Source organism: Micromonospora sp. CA-240977, assembly GCF_050942285.1.
Classification (GTDB): Bacteria; Actinomycetota; Actinomycetes; order Mycobacteriales; family Micromonosporaceae; genus Micromonospora.
On sequence record NZ_CP192055.1, the window covers coordinates 111894 to 127580 of the forward strand.

A 15687-nucleotide genomic window follows, 5' to 3' on the forward strand; every position below is an offset into this window, starting at 1 on the left:
ACTTCGTATCGGCACGACATCGGCGAGGATGAGCGGATGCGGATCCGACCCGTCGGGGCGCACGCCCTGCTCCTCGACTGCGCCGCTCCCGCCGGCGTCTCCGAAGCCGCGCTTGTGGAAGCGTGGCGGGCCGAGCTGTGGCGGCGTCGGGCGCAGGGTGAGCTGACCGTCGTTGAGATCGTTCCGGCGGCCCGCACGGTCCTGCTCGACGGCCTGCCCGACCCGACCACCACGGCCGAGCAGTTGACCCGCTGGGCGCCCGGCGTCACCGCCGCGAGCATCCGCCCCGCCACAGCCACATCCGCAGCAGACGGTGTCGCCGCGGCCAGGGGTGGCGGAGAGAACGACAGTGACGACGACGCGGCGGACGTGGTCGTACCGGTCTTCTTCGACGGGCCGGACCTGCCGGTGGTGGCCGAGCACTGGGGTGTGGACGTGCCCGCCGTGCTGCGCCGGCTGACCGGCACCCGGTTCCGGGTCGCGTTCTGCGGGTTCGCCCCGGGGTTCCCCTACCTGACCGGGCTACCCGACGAGCTGGCGTTGCCCCGGCTGGCCACACCCCGCCCTCGGGTGCCGGCCGGGTCGGTCGCCCTGGCCGGCCCGTACGCCGGTATCTACCCGAGCGCCTCCCCCGGGGGTTGGCTGCTGGTGGGCCGGACCGAGTTGGTCCTCTTCGACGTGTACGCCGATCCGCCGGCCCGACTCGGACCGGGAACCCGGGTGCGGATGGTGGCGGCATGACCCGTCCGGGCGCTGTCGAAGTGCTTCGCGCCGGAGCGCTCACCACAGTGCAGGACCTGGGTCGGCCCGGTTGGGCGCATCTGGGCGTACCCCGTTCCGGCGCCCTCGACCCGGCGGCCCTGCGGCTGGCCAACCGGCTGGTCGGCAACCCGGAGCACGCCGCTGGCCTGGAGGTCACCCTGTCCGGCTGCACACTGCGGCTGACCCGGGCCACCACGGTGGCCGTCACCGGGGCCGAGGTGACGGTCCAGGCAGGCGACCGGCCCGGCGACACCGGCCTACCACTTACCGTGCCGGCCGGGACGGTGCTGCGGATCGGCCCGGCCCGTCGGGGCGTACGGAGTTGGTTGGCGGTCGCGGGGGGCATCGACGTTCCGCCGGTGCTCGGCAGTCGGGCCACCGACACCCTGTCCGGGCTCGGCCCGGCTCCGCTGCGTGACGGCGACCGGCTGCCGCTCGGCGAGCCACACGGCCCACCCGCGCCGGTGGACCTGACCCTCTGCTCCGCGCCGGCGTCGGAGTTGCAGTTGACGCTGCGTCCCGGCCCTCGGGAGGACTGGTTCACTTCGACCGCGCTCGACCGGCTGTTCGGCACCGCGTACACCGTCAGCCCGGTGAGCAACCGGGTCGGCGCGCGGCTCGCCGGCGCGGCGCTGCCCCGCGCGGTGGCCGGCGAACTGCCGAGCGAGGGCATCGTGCTCGGCGCGGTGCAGGTGCCGGCGAACGGACAGCCCCTGATCTTCCTCGCCGACCATCCGACCACCGGTGGATACCCCGTCATCGGGGTGGTCACCGACGTGACAGCGCTCGCGCAGGCCCGGCCAGGGACTACCGTCAGATTCCATGGACCTCAACGCTGACCTGGGCGAGGGATTCGGCATCTGGCGGCTCGGTGACGACGAGGCGTTGCTGAGCCTCGTCACCTCCGCCAACGTCGCCTGCGGGTTCCACGGCGGCGACCCGTCGACCATGCGGCGGGTCTGCGAGAGCGCCGCGCGACGCGGGGTCGCGGTGGGCGCGCAGGTCGGCTACCGGGACCTGGCCGGCTTCGGTCGACGGCACATCGCGTACGACTTCGCGGAGCTACGCGACGAGGTCACCTACCAGTTGGGGGCGCTCGACGCGTTCTGCCGGCTGTTCGGCACCCGGGTCCGCTACCTCAAACCGCACGGCGCGCTCTACCACGCGGCAAGCACCAACGAGTCCCAGGCGGCGGCGGTGGTCGCGGCGGTCAGCGGCTACGACAGTGAGCTGCCCGTGCTCTGCCTACCCGGCTCGACGCTCGCCCAACTCGCCGTCGGCGCGGGTCTGCCGGTCGTCGCGGAGGCCTTCGCCGACCGCGCCTACCTGCCCAACGGGGCGCTGGTGCCGCGCGGCACACCCGGCGCGGTGATCACCGACCCGGAGCAGGTGGCCGAACGGGCGGCGCGGATGGCCACCGAGCGGAGCGTGGTGGCGGTGGACGGCACCGTCATTCCCTGCTCGGTCGACTCGATCTGCGTGCACGGCGACACCCCCGGCGCGGTCTCCGCCGCCGAACTCGTCCGCGCCAGCCTGATCGACGCCGGCATCACCCTGGCCCCCTTCGCGTGAGTCCGGAGGGGCCCGACGGGCCCCTCCGATCACCTCACGCGTCCAGGCCGCGCAGCACCAGCGGCAGGCGGGTCACGGCGCCCTCGACAACCCGGACCGGTACGCCCCAGTCCTGCCGGGTCAGGTGGCACGCGGCGTGTTCGACGTCCGCGTCGCAGGTGGCCGCCTGGGCGGTCACCTGGAGCACCCCGGCGGTGACCTCGGCGTTGAGCACCAGCCGACGGGACAGCTCGGTGCCCGTGCCGGCACCGTCCACCAGCAGCTCCGGCGGGGACGCGGAGACCACCAACCGGGTCGACGGCCCGAACGTCTCGTCCAGCTTCTGCCCCGGCGCGGGGGTGAAGACGATGTCCAGGGTGACCTCACCGGCCGCGACATCGGTCGGCTTGCGCTCGGTACGGTGCCGGGGACCGTCGACAGTGCTGGCACCCGCCGCCGACAGGGCGCCCGGGGCGAGCCGGGTCAGCCGGTGCGCGGCGGACTCCACCACCAACACCTCGCCGGCCGGGCTGAGCACCAGGTCGCTCGGCTCCGCCAACCCGTCCGCGACTGTGGAGACCTGGTTGGTCGCCGGGTCGAAGCGACGAACCGCGCCGTTGTACGTGTCCGCGATCAGCACCGAGCCGTCCGGCAGCGCGCACACACCCAGCGGGTGTTGCAGGAGCGCCGACTCCGCCGGACCGTCCACGTGCCCGAAGTCGAACAGGCCCTGCCCGACGGCGGTGCCCAGCACACCGTTCTCGACGTACCGCAGGGCGCTGGTCTCGCTGTCGGCGATCCAGAGCCGGGTGCCGTCGGTGGAGACGGACAGCCCCGACGGCTGCGCCATCCACGCCTCGGCCAGCGGGCCGTCCCGCAGCGCCTCGACAGTGGTGCCGGCGTACATGCCGGCGGTTCGCTTGATCGGGTCGAACCACCAGAGCTGGTGGATGCCGGCCATCGCGATGATTAGCTTGTCGTCGTACCAGGCCAGATCCCACGGGGACGAAAGATCCACCGCCAGCGCGTCGTGGGCGTGGTCGTCGACCTCGGCGCGCCACTGCCGGCCGCTGCCGGCCACGGTGACCACCTCACCGGACTCCAGCCGTACGCCACGCAGCAGGTGGTTGACCGTGTCGGCCACCACCAGGTCGTAGCCGGCGACCTCGGCGACATGGGTGGGCAGCAGGCACACCCCCTGCGGCTCGGAGAACGTCGCCGCGGCGCCCGGCCCGTCGGCCCGGCCCCGCTCGCCCGAGCCGATCCGGCGCACCGGCGTCTCACCGTCGGGGGCCACCTCGACCAGGGAGTGCCGGGCCGAGTCCGAGACCAGCAGGTTCCCGTTCGGCAGCAGCACCGCCTTACCCGGGAAGCGCAGCGCCGTCTCCGGGGCCGGCGGCGGAACGTACGGGCCGTCACCCCGGTGCAGGGTGCCCTTTGCCTCGTGGGTGTCGATCAGCTCGTCGATCAGCCGGGCCAACCCCTCGGCATGACCCTCGCCCGCCATGGTGGCCACCACGTAACCCTCGGGGTCGATCACCGACAGGGTCGGCCAGGCGCGGGCCGCGTACTGCTGCCACATGTCCATCTCAGGATCGTCGAGTACGGGGTGGTGCACCCCGTACCGCTCGACGGCCGCGACGAGCGCGTCGGCGTCCTTCTCATGCTCGAACTTCGGCGAGTGCACACCGATCACGACGAGCACGTCGCCGTACTTCTCCTCCAGCGGGCGCAACTCGTCGAGCACGTGGAGGCAGTTGATGCAGCAGAACGTCCAAAAGTCCGCGATCACGATCTTGCCGCGAAGGTCCTGCAAGGTGAGGTTCCGTCCGCCCGTGTTGAGCCACTGGCGGCCCCGCAGTTCGGGCGCACGTACACGCGCTGTCGTTCCCATGCCTGCCAGCCTGCCACGCCTCGGACCCGGCCGCCGTGACCCGGACGACAGACCCCCACTTCGTCCGGCGCCGCTTCCGAGCCGGGCCGAGCGGCCAGGTGAGCGCGCACCGGCCACCTCGCCCGACGTGGGACTGCGCGCTCTGTGAGCAGCCCTACCCGTGTCCCGAGGCGCGGGCCTCGCTCGCGGCCGGCGATCCCTGGGCAGTGGCGACCTACCTCGCGAGTCAGTTCGTGACGGCCGCGGAAGGCGGGCCGCCGGGCGTTGACTCTGATGCATCTGGCTGGCCCGCCACGTCGATCTGCTGTTGAGCGGTATACCTCAGAGGTATGAATATGACTGTGAGGTATACCAGTCCTCACCGCATCCGCCCCCCACGGAGGTGACCGACGGTTACCGCCGGCCGCCGGCTGCGTTCACAGCCTGAACCAGGGTCTAGCTGGCTAGTCTCCCAATTTCGTTGATCTCGGTGCTGAGAGTGGGACAAGCCCAGACTGCTCGGCCGGTCACTACCATCGCAGCCAGGGGATGGCTCGATGGATGGTGCGGGCAGGGCGGCCAGTTGGTGGCGCGGCCCAGTGACCACAGGGCTTCCACCGCCCACTCCTGAACCTGGTCGGCGAGCGCGACGATCTGGGTGGCGGCCGGTTGACCAAGATTGATCGAGATCCCCTGGCCGGAACCGTCGGCGCCGTAGAGAAAAGCGCTAGCGGTCTGTGGATCGTCTCGCCACGACTCATCGCGAAGATCGGGTTGCACCCCGGCGGGCTCCCCAAGATCGGACAAGATCGGCTCTAGCGCCGCCGCCAGTTCGCGCTCCACAAACGCATTCTGCCCGAGGCGGGGATTCCGGTACGACGACGGCGGGGCCACGGTTGCCCGTGGCCCCGCCGTCGATGGAGTTACTTGGTGGCCGGCTTGAGGCAGAGCACCCGGTTGGTGCCGCTACCCGGCAGCACCACGTGGGGCTGCGTCGTGTCGGTGCACTTCTCCTTCGCGTCCACCTTGGAGACGATGGTGAAGGCGTCCGCCTCGCCGCAGTCTGCCGCCGAGGCGCCACCCTCACCGGACTGCTTCACGCAGGTGCCGACCGCCGGGTCGAAGGCCGGCGCGTCGTCCTTGCCGACCTTTCCGAGGAGCAGCAGCAGGCCGAGCGGCACCGCCAGGATGAGCACCGCGGCGATCAGTACCGCGGCCAGCACCCGGCCGTTGCGGACCTTCGGCGTCGGTAGCTCGGCCTTGGGCTCCTCGGCGGCGTCCGGCTTGAACGCCTCGAATCGGCCCTGATCCGCCTGCCCGGGCTCCTGGCCCCAGGACGGCGCGGGCTGCTGCGGTGGCGGGAAGGCCGGCGGGAAGTTGTTGCCCGGTCCGGACTCGATCGCCGGTCCGCCGAAGCCTGGCCCGCCCGAGCCCGGTCCGCCGAAGCCTGGCCCACCTGAGCCCGGTCCGCCGAAGTTCGGCGCGCCGAAGGTCGACGTGCCGCCGACCGTCGCGGTGCCGGCGGCAGGCGACCCGGGGCCGCCGAACTGGTCGGCCGGCCGCTCGGCACCGCTGTGCGGCCGCGTGCCGTTCACCGGCCGGTTGTTGCCGGGCGCGTCGACGAAGGACGGCACGCCGGGCGGGAACGCCGGCGGCGCCGACGGGGCCTCACCGAACGCGTTCGGTGCGGGCTGCCGGTCCTCGAAGCGCGGCTCGGCGGCGGGCTCGCCGCCCCAGCCGGGGCCGATCTGCCGCTGCGGGTCGTTCTGCCACTCGGCTGCGGCCTGCCGGGGCGGGTCGTTCTGCCACTCGGGTGCGGCCTGCCGGGGCGGGTCGTTCTGCCACTCCGGCGTGACCTGGCGCGGGGAGTCGTGCTGCCAGTCGGGTGCACCCTGGCGCTCGGCGCCCGGGTCGGCCTGGAACGCCTCCGGCTCCGGTTCGTTCTCCGGCTCGGATCGAGCCGGCCGACCGTACACCCGGGGTTGTGGTGTGGCCGTGCCGGTCGGACGGATGGCCTGGTCGGTCGGGGGCATCACCCGGCTGGCCAGCGGCACCGAAGCGCTTGCCGTGGCCCGGGCCGCCGCGCTGGCCGCCGACTCGGCGTCCGACGCCGGCACCACGGCGCGGCCCGCTCCGGACTCCGGAGAGGTACGCGGCGCGGGTACCACCGCGCCACTCGCGTGGGCGTCCTCGGCGCGGCCCCAACCGGCCTGGTCCGCCTCGTGCTGCGCGGCGTCCGGGATCTCCCGCTCGGCGTACGCGGGCTGCTCCGGGATCGGCGCGAACTGGGCCTGGGGTGCGTAGTCGGTCGGCGGGGCAGCCGCCAGGCTGGCGCCCGGCACGCGCTGCTCCTGAGGGGGCAGCGGCACCGCGTTCGCCGGTGAGATGCCCGGCGCGGGCCCGGGTTGGTAGGCCGGCGCCTCGTCGCCCCGGTCCGCCTCCCAGCCGCCGCGGGCCTGCGCGGAGGCTTCCGCTTCGGCGCGACCCCACACCTCGCCGGGTGCCCACGGCTCGACCTCGGACGGGCCGTCCTTGCCGGGCGCGCTGACACGGGAGGGCAGGCCGCTCTGCTCCGCGGGCGTCCACCCGACCGGCTCCGGTCGCTCGGCGGGCTGGTCCTGCGGCGAGAGCACCCAGTCGGGCTGCTGCGGACGGCTCTCGGCATCGCCCCAGGCGGCCGGCTGCGCGGGCTGGTCCTGCCGTGCGTCGCCGTCACCCCACCCTGCGGGCTGCGCCTGCTGCTGCTGAGCGGCCCATCCACCGGAGCGGGCCGGGTCGTCCTGGCCGGGCCAGTTCGTCGCCGGCGCCGGCACCTGGGCCGCGCCACGGGCCGCGTTGGGCTGGGCGGCCTGACCCCACCCGGGGGCGGGCTGCTCGGCCGGTTCGGCGGGCTGACCCCACGTCGGCGGCGACTGCTCCGCCGGCGTCCACACGGGCTGGTCGTCGCGTCCCGCCGTGGTGGCGGGCCAGCCACCGTTGCCGGGCGTCTCCTCCTGCTGGGCGCCGCCGGACCAGTTGGCGGCCTGCTGCGGCTCGGCCTGCTGCGCCTCGGCGCCGCGCCACTCAGCGGCGGGCGGGTTGCTCTGCGCCGCGCCACCCCAGCCGCCGGCACTGGCCGGATCTTCCTGGGCGGGCCAGGCGGTGGTGGCCGGAGGCACCTGCGCGGCGCCCCGCGCGGGCGGCTGGGCCTGCGCCCAGTCGGGCTGCTCGGCGGCGTTCGGAGTCCAGGTGGGTGCGGGCGTGCTCTGCTCAGCCGGCGTCCAGCCCTGCTGTTGCGGTGCGGCCCAGGCCGGCTGCGCCGGTGCGCCGTCGCTGCCGGGCCAGGTGCCGGGCTGCTGCTGCGGCGGCTCGCTCACGCCACCGCCGGCCGCCCACGCCGGCTGCGGCGGGTCGTGGGGCTGCGCCGCGGGGGCGGCGCCCCAGGCGGGCTGCGGCGGGTCGTTGGGCTGCGGGGCAGCGGCGGCGCCCCAGGCGGGGGCCGGTGGTTGCTCGGACTGGGTCGCCCAGGCCGGCGTCGACGCGTCGGGCCGTGCCGGTGGCGGGGGTGCCCAGCCCAGGTCGGGGCCGGCGGCGTTGTGGCCGTTGTCCGGCTGCGCCGGGCGGTCGCCGTACGGCGCCGGTCCGCCGGCGCCCGGTGACACCTCGTCCGGCTCATGGCCGGTGCGGTGCGGGCCCTCGGACGTCATGGGTGCGCCTCCTCCATCACATGTCGGCTCGCCGGTGCCGATCGGTCTCCTCGGCATGGCTGCCGGCGTCACCGGCGTACCGCTGTGCCGGCTCCCCGCACGGTATCGGGTGGCGGCACAGCACGTCCAAGGAGCACCGGTCGTCACTCCCCGTGGCCGGTCGGTGTCGAGCAGCTTCGGTGTGCTCGGCCTCTGCCGGGTCGGCGGGCGGCGACCGAAGCCCACCGTACCGGGCGCTGCGGCAGGGCGGAATCCCGGTGGCGGGGTGGCCGGAACGCCGATGGCCCACCCGGTGGGCCGGGTGGGCCATCGATCTGGAGGAGGTGAGGAAAGTTGTGGAGCGTCAGCTCATGTGACGCTGGGCGATGACGAGGAGTTCCTCGCGAACTGCCGGCGAGTTCGCCGAGCGCAGCGCGTGCTCGATGGCACGGGCGCGGCGGGTGGCGTCGCGGTGGTTGCGGATTCGCTCGATCATGCTCATTGGTGGGTCCCCCTAGCTATTCGGTTGTCAGCCCCTGATGCCTCTATTCAACAGCAGAACCCCTCTAACTTCCATCGATTATTAGGTGAGCTGAGACACCTGCCTAACAATCAAAGGTCAAGAGGCCTTCTGACCGACGCTTCCGTCATCCAAACGACACGGCCGGTGTGCCGGGCGTTAACCCGTGGCACACCGGCCGTGGCTGGCGACTCGAACGGTCAGGTCCAGGCGAGCAGCGCCGCCTCCGGATCCGCGAGGAAGTCGCCGACGTCGCGGAGGAACTTCGAACCCAGCTCACCATCGATGATCCGGTGGTCGAAGCTCAGCCCCAGCGTGGTGACCTGACGCACCTTGACCTTGCCCTTGTGCACCCAGGGCATCTCCCGCACCGCGCCGAAGGCCAGGATCGCGGACTCACCCGGCGGCAGGATCGGGGTGCCGGTGTCCACTCCGAACACGCCGACGTTGGTGATGGTCAGGGTGCCGCCGGACATGGCCGCGGGCGAGGTACGCCCGGACTTCGCCGTCTGCACCAGGTCGGTCAGCGCGTCCGCCAACTCCCGCAACGAGAGCCGGCCGGCGTCCTTGACGTTCGGCACGATCAGACCGCGCTCGGTGGCCGCCGCGATGCCGAGGTTGACGTACTCCTTGACCACGATCTCGTCGCCGGCCCACGTCGAGTTGACCATCGGGTGCCGCCGCACCGCCAGCAGCACCGCCTTCGCCACCAGCAGCAGCGGCGAGACCCGCACGTCGCGCCACTCCCGCCGACCCCGGAGGCGGTCCACCGCCTTCATCGCCCGGGTCACGTCGACGGTCAGGAACTCCGTCACGTGCGGAGCGGTGAACGCCGAGCGGGACATGTTCTCGGCCGTGAGCTTGCGGACCCCCTTGACCGGGATGCGCTGCTCCCGGTCGGCGCCGAAGCTCGCGGCGCTCGTCGCGGTCGAGGTGACAGCGACCGGCTCGGCCGCCGCCACGGAACCGCTCGCCGCCTGCTGTACGTCCTCCCGGGTGATCGAGCCCAGCGGCCCGGACCCGGTCAGCGTGCTCAGGTCGACGCCGAGGTCCTTGGCGAGCTTGCGGACCGGCGGCTTGGCCAACACGAGCCCGCCCGGCACCGGACCGCCGTGCCCGTTACGGACCGGCTCCGGCGTGACCGGCTGCGGTGCGACAGGTGCCGGTGCGGCCGGCACCTCGGCCTGCGCCGGGACGGCGCCCTTGCGGGGCCGGCGCTTCGCGGCGGTGGTACGCGGGCCGTAGCCCACAAGCACCGCCGTCCGCCCGCCCGGGGCGACACCGCCGATCAGGCCCGGCTCGATCATGCCCTCGGCCGGGGCCAGCTCCACCGCCGCCAGCGAAGCCGCCGACGGGGTGGGCAGGTCGCCGGTGGGCGTCGCAGTGGTCGACGCTGTGGTGTCCAGCGGGCCCGCGCCGGGGTCGGTGTCGATCGCGATGATCGGCGTACCGACCTCGACAGTGGTGCCCTCCGGGTGGTGGATCGCCTGCACCTGCCCGGCCCACTTGGCCGGGATCTCCACCGCCGCCTTGGCCGTCTCCACCTCGACGATCGGCTGGTTCAGCTCGATCGTGTCACCGACCTTGACCAGCCAGGCCAGGATCTCGCCCTCGGTCAGCCCCTCGCCCAGGTCGGGCAGGTTGAACGTCTTGATCCGGGACATGTCGCTCACCAGCCGAAGGTGCGGTCGACGGCGTCGAGCACCCGGTCGAGGTCGGGCAGGTACTCCTCCTCCACCCGGGCGGCCGGGTAGGGGGTGTCGAAGCCGGTCACCCGCAGCACCGGCGACTCCAGGGAGTAGAAGCACTCCTCGGTGATCCGGGCGGCCAACTCGGCGCCGAGGCCGATGTTCGACGGCGCCTCGTGCACCACCACCGCACGGCCGGTGCGCTTCACCGACTCGTAGGCCGCCGCCAGGTCCAGCGGGGAGAGCGAGCGCAGGTCGATGACCTCCAGCTCCCGGCCGTCCTCGGCGGCGGCGGTCGCCGCCTCCAGGCACGTGCGCACCATCGGTCCGTAGGCAAGCACTGTCACGTCGGTGCCGGGCCGCACCACGCGAGCCGAGTGCAGCGGGTATGCCTCGGACAACGGCGCGTCCAGGTCGACCTGCCCCTTCTCCCAGTAGCGCCGCTTGGGCTCCAGGAAGACGATCGGGTCGTCCGAGGCGACGGCCTGCTGGATCATCACGTAGGCGTCCTGCGGGTTGGCGCAGGTCACCACCTTCAGGCCGGCCGTGTGCGCAAAGTACGCCTCGGGCGACTCGGAGTGGTGCTCGACAGCGCCGATGCCACCGCCGTACGGGATCCGGATCACCATCGGGATGCTGAGCCGACCGCCGGAGCGGTAGTGCATCTTCGCCACCTGCGACACGATCTGGTCGTACGCGGGGTAGACGAAGCCGTCGAACTGGATCTCGCAGATCGGCCGGTAGCCGCGGATGGCGAGACCGACAGCGGTGCCGATGATGCCGGACTCGGCAAGCGGGGTGTCGATCACCCGCTGGTCGCCGAAGTCCTTCTGGAGCCCGTCGGTGATCCGGAAGACGCCGCCGAGCTTGCCGACGTCCTCGCCCATGATGATGACCTTGGGGTCGTTCTCCAGGGCGCGGCGCAGGCCGGTGTTGAGGGCCTTGCCGATGGTGAGCGTCTCCGTGGCCATCAGTGGGCGCTCCCCTCGAACGACTCCATGTAGCGGCTGAACTGCGCACGTTGCTTGTCGAGCAGCGGAGAGCCGTTCGGGTAGACGTTGTCGAACATCGTCACCGGCTCGGGGTTCGGCATGTCGAGCACCCGCTCGCGCAGGTGCACCGACTCGCGGCGGGCCTGCTCGTCGACCTCCGCGAAGAAGGCCGCGTCGGCGATCTGCTGCTTCTCCAGGAAGGCCTTGACCCGGGTGATCGGGTCCTTGGCCTGCCACGCCTCGACCTCGCTGGCGATCCGGTAGCGGGTCGGGTCGTCGGAGGTGGTGTGCGCGCCCATCCGGTAGGTGTACGCCTCGATCAGGCTCGGGCCCTGCCCGTGGCGGGCGTTGTCCAGCGCCGTGCGGGTGACCGCGTACGACGCCAGCACGTCGTTGCCGTCCACCCGTACGCCGGGGAAGCCGAAGCCGGCGGCCCGCTGGTAGAGCGGGACGCGGGTCTGCCGCTCGAGCGGCTCGGAGATCGCGTACTGGTTGTTCTGGCAGAAGAAGACAAGGGGGGCGTTGAACACGCTCGCCCAGACGAACGCCTCGTTCACGTCGCCCTGGCTGGTGGCCCCGTCGCCGAAGTAGGCGATGGCCGCCTCGCCGTCGTCGGTGCCGGTCTTGCCGTCCATGGTGATGCCCATGGCGTAGCCGGTCGCGTGCAGGGTCTGCGCGCCGATGACGATCGTGTACATGTTGAACTTGAACTCGTTCGGGTCCCAGCCGCCCTGGTCGACACCGCGGAACAGGCCGAGCGGCATGATCGGGTCGATGCCCCGGCAGTAGAGGACGCCGTGCTCCCGGTAGGTCGGGAAGGCCATGTCCTGCGTCCGCAGCGCCCGTCCGGACCCGACCTGCGCGGCCTCCTGGCCGAGCAGGCTGGCCCACAGGCCCAGCTCGCCCTGGCGCTGGAGAGCGGTCGCCTCGGCGTCCAGCTTGCGGACCATCACCAGGTCGCGGTAGAGGCCGCGGTATTCCTCGTCGGTGAAGTCGACGCGGTATTCGATGCCGTCCGGACCGGTGACGCTGTCGATCCGCTCGCCGTCGGGGGTGAGTAGCTGCACCAGCTCGGGATCGCCGGCCGTGCCCTTCTTGGAGCGGGGTGCCGCCCGCCTGCCGCGGGTGGTGCCCCCGGGGTCGCCCTTTGCCATCGGTCTCTCCCTGTCGTGTCTGCGTCGGCACCGGGGGGTCACCCGGCCACGCAACTCGTGCGCCTGTCCGGCTCTTGCCGGACCGGTTCCTGGCGGCCGCGCCTAGCCCCGGTGGGGGTTGCCGCACGGCGTGAGCCGGGTTCTGGCCGAACCCGGATCGGGAGCGCCGGCCCCGGGCCGCGCCTGCCGCGAGGGTGCGCGGAGGTCACGGCTGCGTTGCCGTCGTGCTCCATATTCGCAGAGCAGGTGAGCGCGCCCACAGTACGCCCGCCCCGGATTCCGACAGCCCACCCTTTGCCGCCGTTTGTCGCCCTCCTACCGGCCTGCGGTTCCGAGGCGTTCCGGCGGTGATTCGTCACGGTTCGGTCAGCCCGGCGTGTCGACACGCGGTGGAGGTTGGCTGACGGAGGGTGACTGGGTCAGGCTGATTCCCGCAGGATCGCGTCTATCGGGTTATATGCCGGCTTTGTGGCTGGCGCGGCCGGCCCGACGGCGGTGGCGGCCAGTCGTTCGCGCGGGCGTCCATTCCTGTCCTCCGACAGCCGACGACAAGGGGTGTGCGGTGCACGAGCCAGGTGACGGTCCCGGCACACAAGCACTCGGCCGGCACCGGTCGGCCGGTGGCTACCGCCGGGTGGTCGGTGTCCACCGCGCCCCCGGCGTGGGCGGCGCCTCCCGGGGCTATCTGCTCACCGTCGCACTGCTGGCCGGCACCGCGTCGATGCCCATCCTCGCCGCGATCAGCGCGGGCTCGGCCACCCCGGGCAGCACCGCGCTGCCCGACAGCAGCACCCCGTTCATCCCGACCCCGTCGGTCGGCCCGGTGGTGATCCCGATGCCGGTGACCAGCCAGCCGGCGCCTTCGCCACCCGGCACACCCAGCGTCGGCCCGACCAGCGGCTGGCTGCCCGCCGCTCCCCGGCGTACCTCGGAAAGGCCCGGATCGGAAACGGTGACCGGCCCGCGGCCCGGCCGGCCGGCGGCCTACCCGCCGCTGGCACCGAAGCCCACCCGCGGCACCTGGCCCGCCATCCCGCCGCCCGGTCCGCCACCGCCGACCACCGGTACGCCGACCGACCCCCCGGACCCCGACCCGACCGACCCCGATCCCGACCCCACCGAATCCGATCCGACGGATCCCGACCCGACCCCGACCCCGACGATCGATCCGACGCCCACGACGGACCCGACGCCCACGATGGACCCGAGCCCCACCCCGTCGCCGTCGCCCACGGAATTGCCAAGCGCGACCGCCGTGCCGACCAGGGCACCGTCGGCGCCGGTCACCACACCCGGGCCACCGGCCGCCCCCGCCACACCGACAAGCCGGCCCGGCCCAACGGTCCCGTCGCCCACTGACGCTTCGCCGACGCCCCCGGTCAGTCGCTCCCCGGTGGCCTGACCGACGCACCGCGCGGGTGTCCGCGACGGTACGGTGACCTTCAGGCGTGACCCATCCGGTGCCGGCGGTGTGCCCGGCGGTGGCACGTACCGGAGGGGGTGGCGTGGGCGGCGGTGCGAGACTCCGCCCGGTCGCCACCCGGCCCGGCCCGGGGCTGCGGGTCGCCCGACTGGTCACCGAGGTGAGCGCGCCGGCCGTGCTCGTGTCACTGCTGATCGTCACAGTGAGCTGGCACAGCGCACGCCGTCCGGGTCAGGGCCTGGTCTGGGGTCTGCTCGCCACGCTCTTCGTCATCGGCATTCCGTTCGCCTACGTCGTCGGCGGGGTGCGCCGTGGCCGCCTCACCGACCACCACGTCGGCCGCCGGGAGCAGCGCCGTGCGCCGCTGCTTGTCGGCCTCGCCTCGGTGACGGTGGGACTCGTCCTGCTCGTCGTGCTCGGCGCGCCCCGCCCGGTGCTGGCGCTGGCCGTGGCCGGGCTGGTCGGTCTCGTGGTCAGCGTGTCGGTGAGCCACTGGTGGAAGATCTCGATCCACTCGGCGGTGGCCGCCGGCGCACTTGTCATCCTGATGCTGACCTTCGGGACGCGGCTGGTCGTCGCCGCGCCGCTGCTGGTGCTGGTCGGCTGGTCCAGGGTGCGGCTCAGGGACCACACGGTGGCGCAGGTGCTCGCCGGTGGTGTGCTCGGTGCGCTGATCGCCGCGGTGGTCTTCGGCGCGCTGCGCTGACCGGAACCTGCTCGCGACCGAGGCCCGCCGCGGGGCGCGGACCCGGGACGGGCGGTGTGCCGCCCGCCCCGGAAACCGTCAGGCGCCGTCGTCGGCGAGGCGGTGCCGGTTCGCCTCGATCCAGGCGTCCAGGGCGGCCGGGTCGTCCGGGTCCACCCCGTCGGCCATCAGCTGCGCCACCGCGGCGGTCGCCGGGCTGCGCCGCTCACCGGTCGAGTAGAGGCGGGCGAACTCCGGCACCATCTCCTCGATCGCCTCGTCGGTACGCGTCGCCGCCGCCTCCGGCAGCCCGCGCTGCCGGGACGCGTACCGCGCCCAGGCGCGCAGCACCCGGGGCAGCATCGCCGCGTCGTCCATGTCCAGCACCGCCCGGCGGTGCACCCAGTCGAGCAGGAACAGCCCGGACACCGCCGGGCTCCAGCGCATCGGGTCGCCGTCCGGGAAGCTCGCCGAATGGTCGAGCACCAGGCTCAGGCAGAAGTGCAGTGACGCCAACTCCGCGCCGTCGACGGCGTCCAGCCCGAAGCGGGCGGCCTCCGGCGCGGCGAGGAACCGCCGGACCAGGTCGGTGCGCTCGGCCGCGGAGAGCGGCTCGACCGCCGCCGGACCGGTCGGGTCGGCCGCGGTGGGCAGCATCGCCAGCCGGGCGCCGACCAACGCCCGGTCGGTCGCGAGGGAACCCTCGCCCGGCAACTCGCTCAGGTCGTCGGTCACCGCGAGGTGGCGGGCCACCTCGCCACGCAGCCGGGCCGGATTCTCGGTACGGAACCAGGTCAACTCGTCGTCGGCGCACATCTGCCGAACCTGGTCCAGGATCCGTTCCGCCGGCCCGCCGACGAAGATGTCCTTGGTGATCCCGATGTTGTGGTCCACCAGGGCCACCAACGCGTGCTCGGCGCCACCCGACGCGTCGTCGTAGGCGAAGGTGGCGAGGTAGGAGGTCTGGTCGCCGTACACGTCGCCGTACGCCCAGGTGCCGGTGAGGTGCACCCGGCCGAGCTGCCCGGACCAGGCGGGCGCCTGGCTGCCCGGACGGACCCGCTCGGTGCCCTCGGCGTTCGGGACGAGCGCGGCGAAGACCTGCCGGATGGTGGTCGCCGCCGCGATCCGGCGGCGGGCGGTGGCGGCGAGGAACCCGGTGACGAACTCCCGTACGGCGGTGTCGCGGTCGGTCTCCGCGATGGCGTAGACACTGCCCAGCAGCGCGCTGCCGAGCATCTCGGCGTCGAGGGCGGACTCCAGCTTGGTCACGTCGCGTGCGGCGTGCAGCACCGCGTCGTAGGGGGTCTCAGGCGTGGCCATGCTCCGACCCTACGCCGCCCAAGGGCGATGGAGAGTGGTAGCGAGCCGCGC

At 73.3% G+C, this 15687-nt stretch carries 13 protein-coding genes; 5 read left to right on the top strand and 8 right to left on the bottom strand.

Annotated features, from left to right (window positions below; translation table 11 throughout):
* The first annotated feature begins 36 nt into the window (after positions 1-36).
* Genes ACQPWW_RS00570 through ACQPWW_RS00580 form a run of 3 tightly spaced genes read left to right on the top strand, consistent with a single transcriptional unit; the run spans position 37 to position 2334 of the window.
* Positions 37-741, top strand: a complete 705-nt coding sequence (locus ACQPWW_RS00570) for a 5-oxoprolinase subunit B family protein (protein WP_433128058.1) — start codon at positions 37-39, stop codon at positions 739-741.
* Positions 738-1601, top strand: coding sequence for a biotin-dependent carboxyltransferase family protein (locus ACQPWW_RS00575; protein WP_433128060.1), 864 nt, complete (start codon positions 738-740; stop codon positions 1599-1601). The genes ACQPWW_RS00570 and ACQPWW_RS00575 overlap by 4 nt, the downstream gene beginning before the upstream one ends.
* Positions 1585-2334, top strand: coding sequence for a LamB/YcsF family protein (locus ACQPWW_RS00580; RefSeq protein ID WP_433128062.1), 750 nt, complete (start codon positions 1585-1587; stop codon positions 2332-2334). Before ACQPWW_RS00575 ends, ACQPWW_RS00580 begins: the two co-directional genes overlap by 17 nt.
* A 34-nt stretch (positions 2335-2368) precedes the next feature.
* On the opposite strand, the gene ACQPWW_RS00585 is transcribed toward ACQPWW_RS00580, so the two are convergent.
* The 7 genes from ACQPWW_RS00585 to pdhA form a co-directional block, all read right to left on the bottom strand.
* Complete coding sequence (locus tag ACQPWW_RS00585; protein WP_433128064.1) at positions 2369-4207, bottom strand: NHL domain-containing thioredoxin family protein; 1839 nt, start codon at positions 4205-4207, stop codon at positions 2369-2371.
* Between the two features lie 435 nt (positions 4208-4642).
* Entirely contained in the window at positions 4643-5029 is a 387-nt protein-coding gene (locus ACQPWW_RS00590) for a hypothetical protein (protein WP_433128066.1), read from the bottom strand.
* Positions 5030-5109: 80 nt separating this feature from the next.
* Positions 5110-7872 carry an LppU/SCO3897 family protein gene (locus tag ACQPWW_RS00595; protein ID WP_433128068.1) on the bottom strand — a complete coding sequence of 921 codons (2763 nt, stop codon included), beginning with the start codon at positions 7870-7872 and terminating at the stop codon, positions 5110-5112.
* Positions 7873-8215: 343 nt separating this feature from the next.
* The gene (locus ACQPWW_RS00600; RefSeq protein WP_167454674.1) at positions 8216-8353 is read right to left on the bottom strand and encodes a hypothetical protein; all 138 of its coding nucleotides are present in this window, start codon (positions 8351-8353) and stop codon (positions 8216-8218) included.
* Positions 8354-8571: 218 nt separating this feature from the next.
* Positions 8572-10035, bottom strand: coding sequence for a dihydrolipoamide acetyltransferase family protein (locus ACQPWW_RS00605; protein WP_433134041.1), 1464 nt, complete (start codon positions 10033-10035; stop codon positions 8572-8574).
* A 5-nt stretch (positions 10036-10040) separates the two neighbouring features.
* Positions 10041-11030 carry an alpha-ketoacid dehydrogenase subunit beta gene (locus ACQPWW_RS00610; protein ID WP_433128071.1) on the bottom strand — a complete coding sequence of 330 codons (990 nt, stop codon included), beginning with the start codon at positions 11028-11030 and terminating at the stop codon, positions 10041-10043.
* On the bottom strand, positions 11030-12205 hold the full coding sequence (gene pdhA / locus ACQPWW_RS00615; RefSeq protein WP_433128073.1) for a pyruvate dehydrogenase (acetyl-transferring) E1 component subunit alpha: 1176 nt from the start codon (positions 12203-12205) through the stop codon (positions 11030-11032). Before pdhA ends, ACQPWW_RS00610 begins: the two co-directional genes overlap by 1 nt.
* Positions 12206-12767: 562 nt before the next feature.
* Here pdhA and ACQPWW_RS00620 point away from each other — a divergent pair.
* Together ACQPWW_RS00620 and ACQPWW_RS00625 are read left to right on the top strand one after the other, a co-directional pair.
* A complete protein-coding gene (locus ACQPWW_RS00620; protein ID WP_433128075.1) occupies positions 12768-13607 on the top strand; it encodes a hypothetical protein in 840 nt (279 codons plus the stop codon).
* A gap of 46 nt (positions 13608-13653) precedes the next feature.
* Positions 13654-14334, top strand: coding sequence for a phosphatase PAP2 family protein (locus ACQPWW_RS00625; protein WP_433128077.1), 681 nt, complete (start codon positions 13654-13656; stop codon positions 14332-14334).
* A gap of 78 nt (positions 14335-14412) precedes the next feature.
* On the opposite strand, the gene ACQPWW_RS00630 is transcribed toward ACQPWW_RS00625, so the two are convergent.
* Positions 14413-15636, bottom strand: coding sequence for a hypothetical protein (locus ACQPWW_RS00630; RefSeq protein WP_355029673.1), 1224 nt, complete (start codon positions 15634-15636; stop codon positions 14413-14415).
* Positions 15637-15687: the final 51 nt, after the last annotated feature.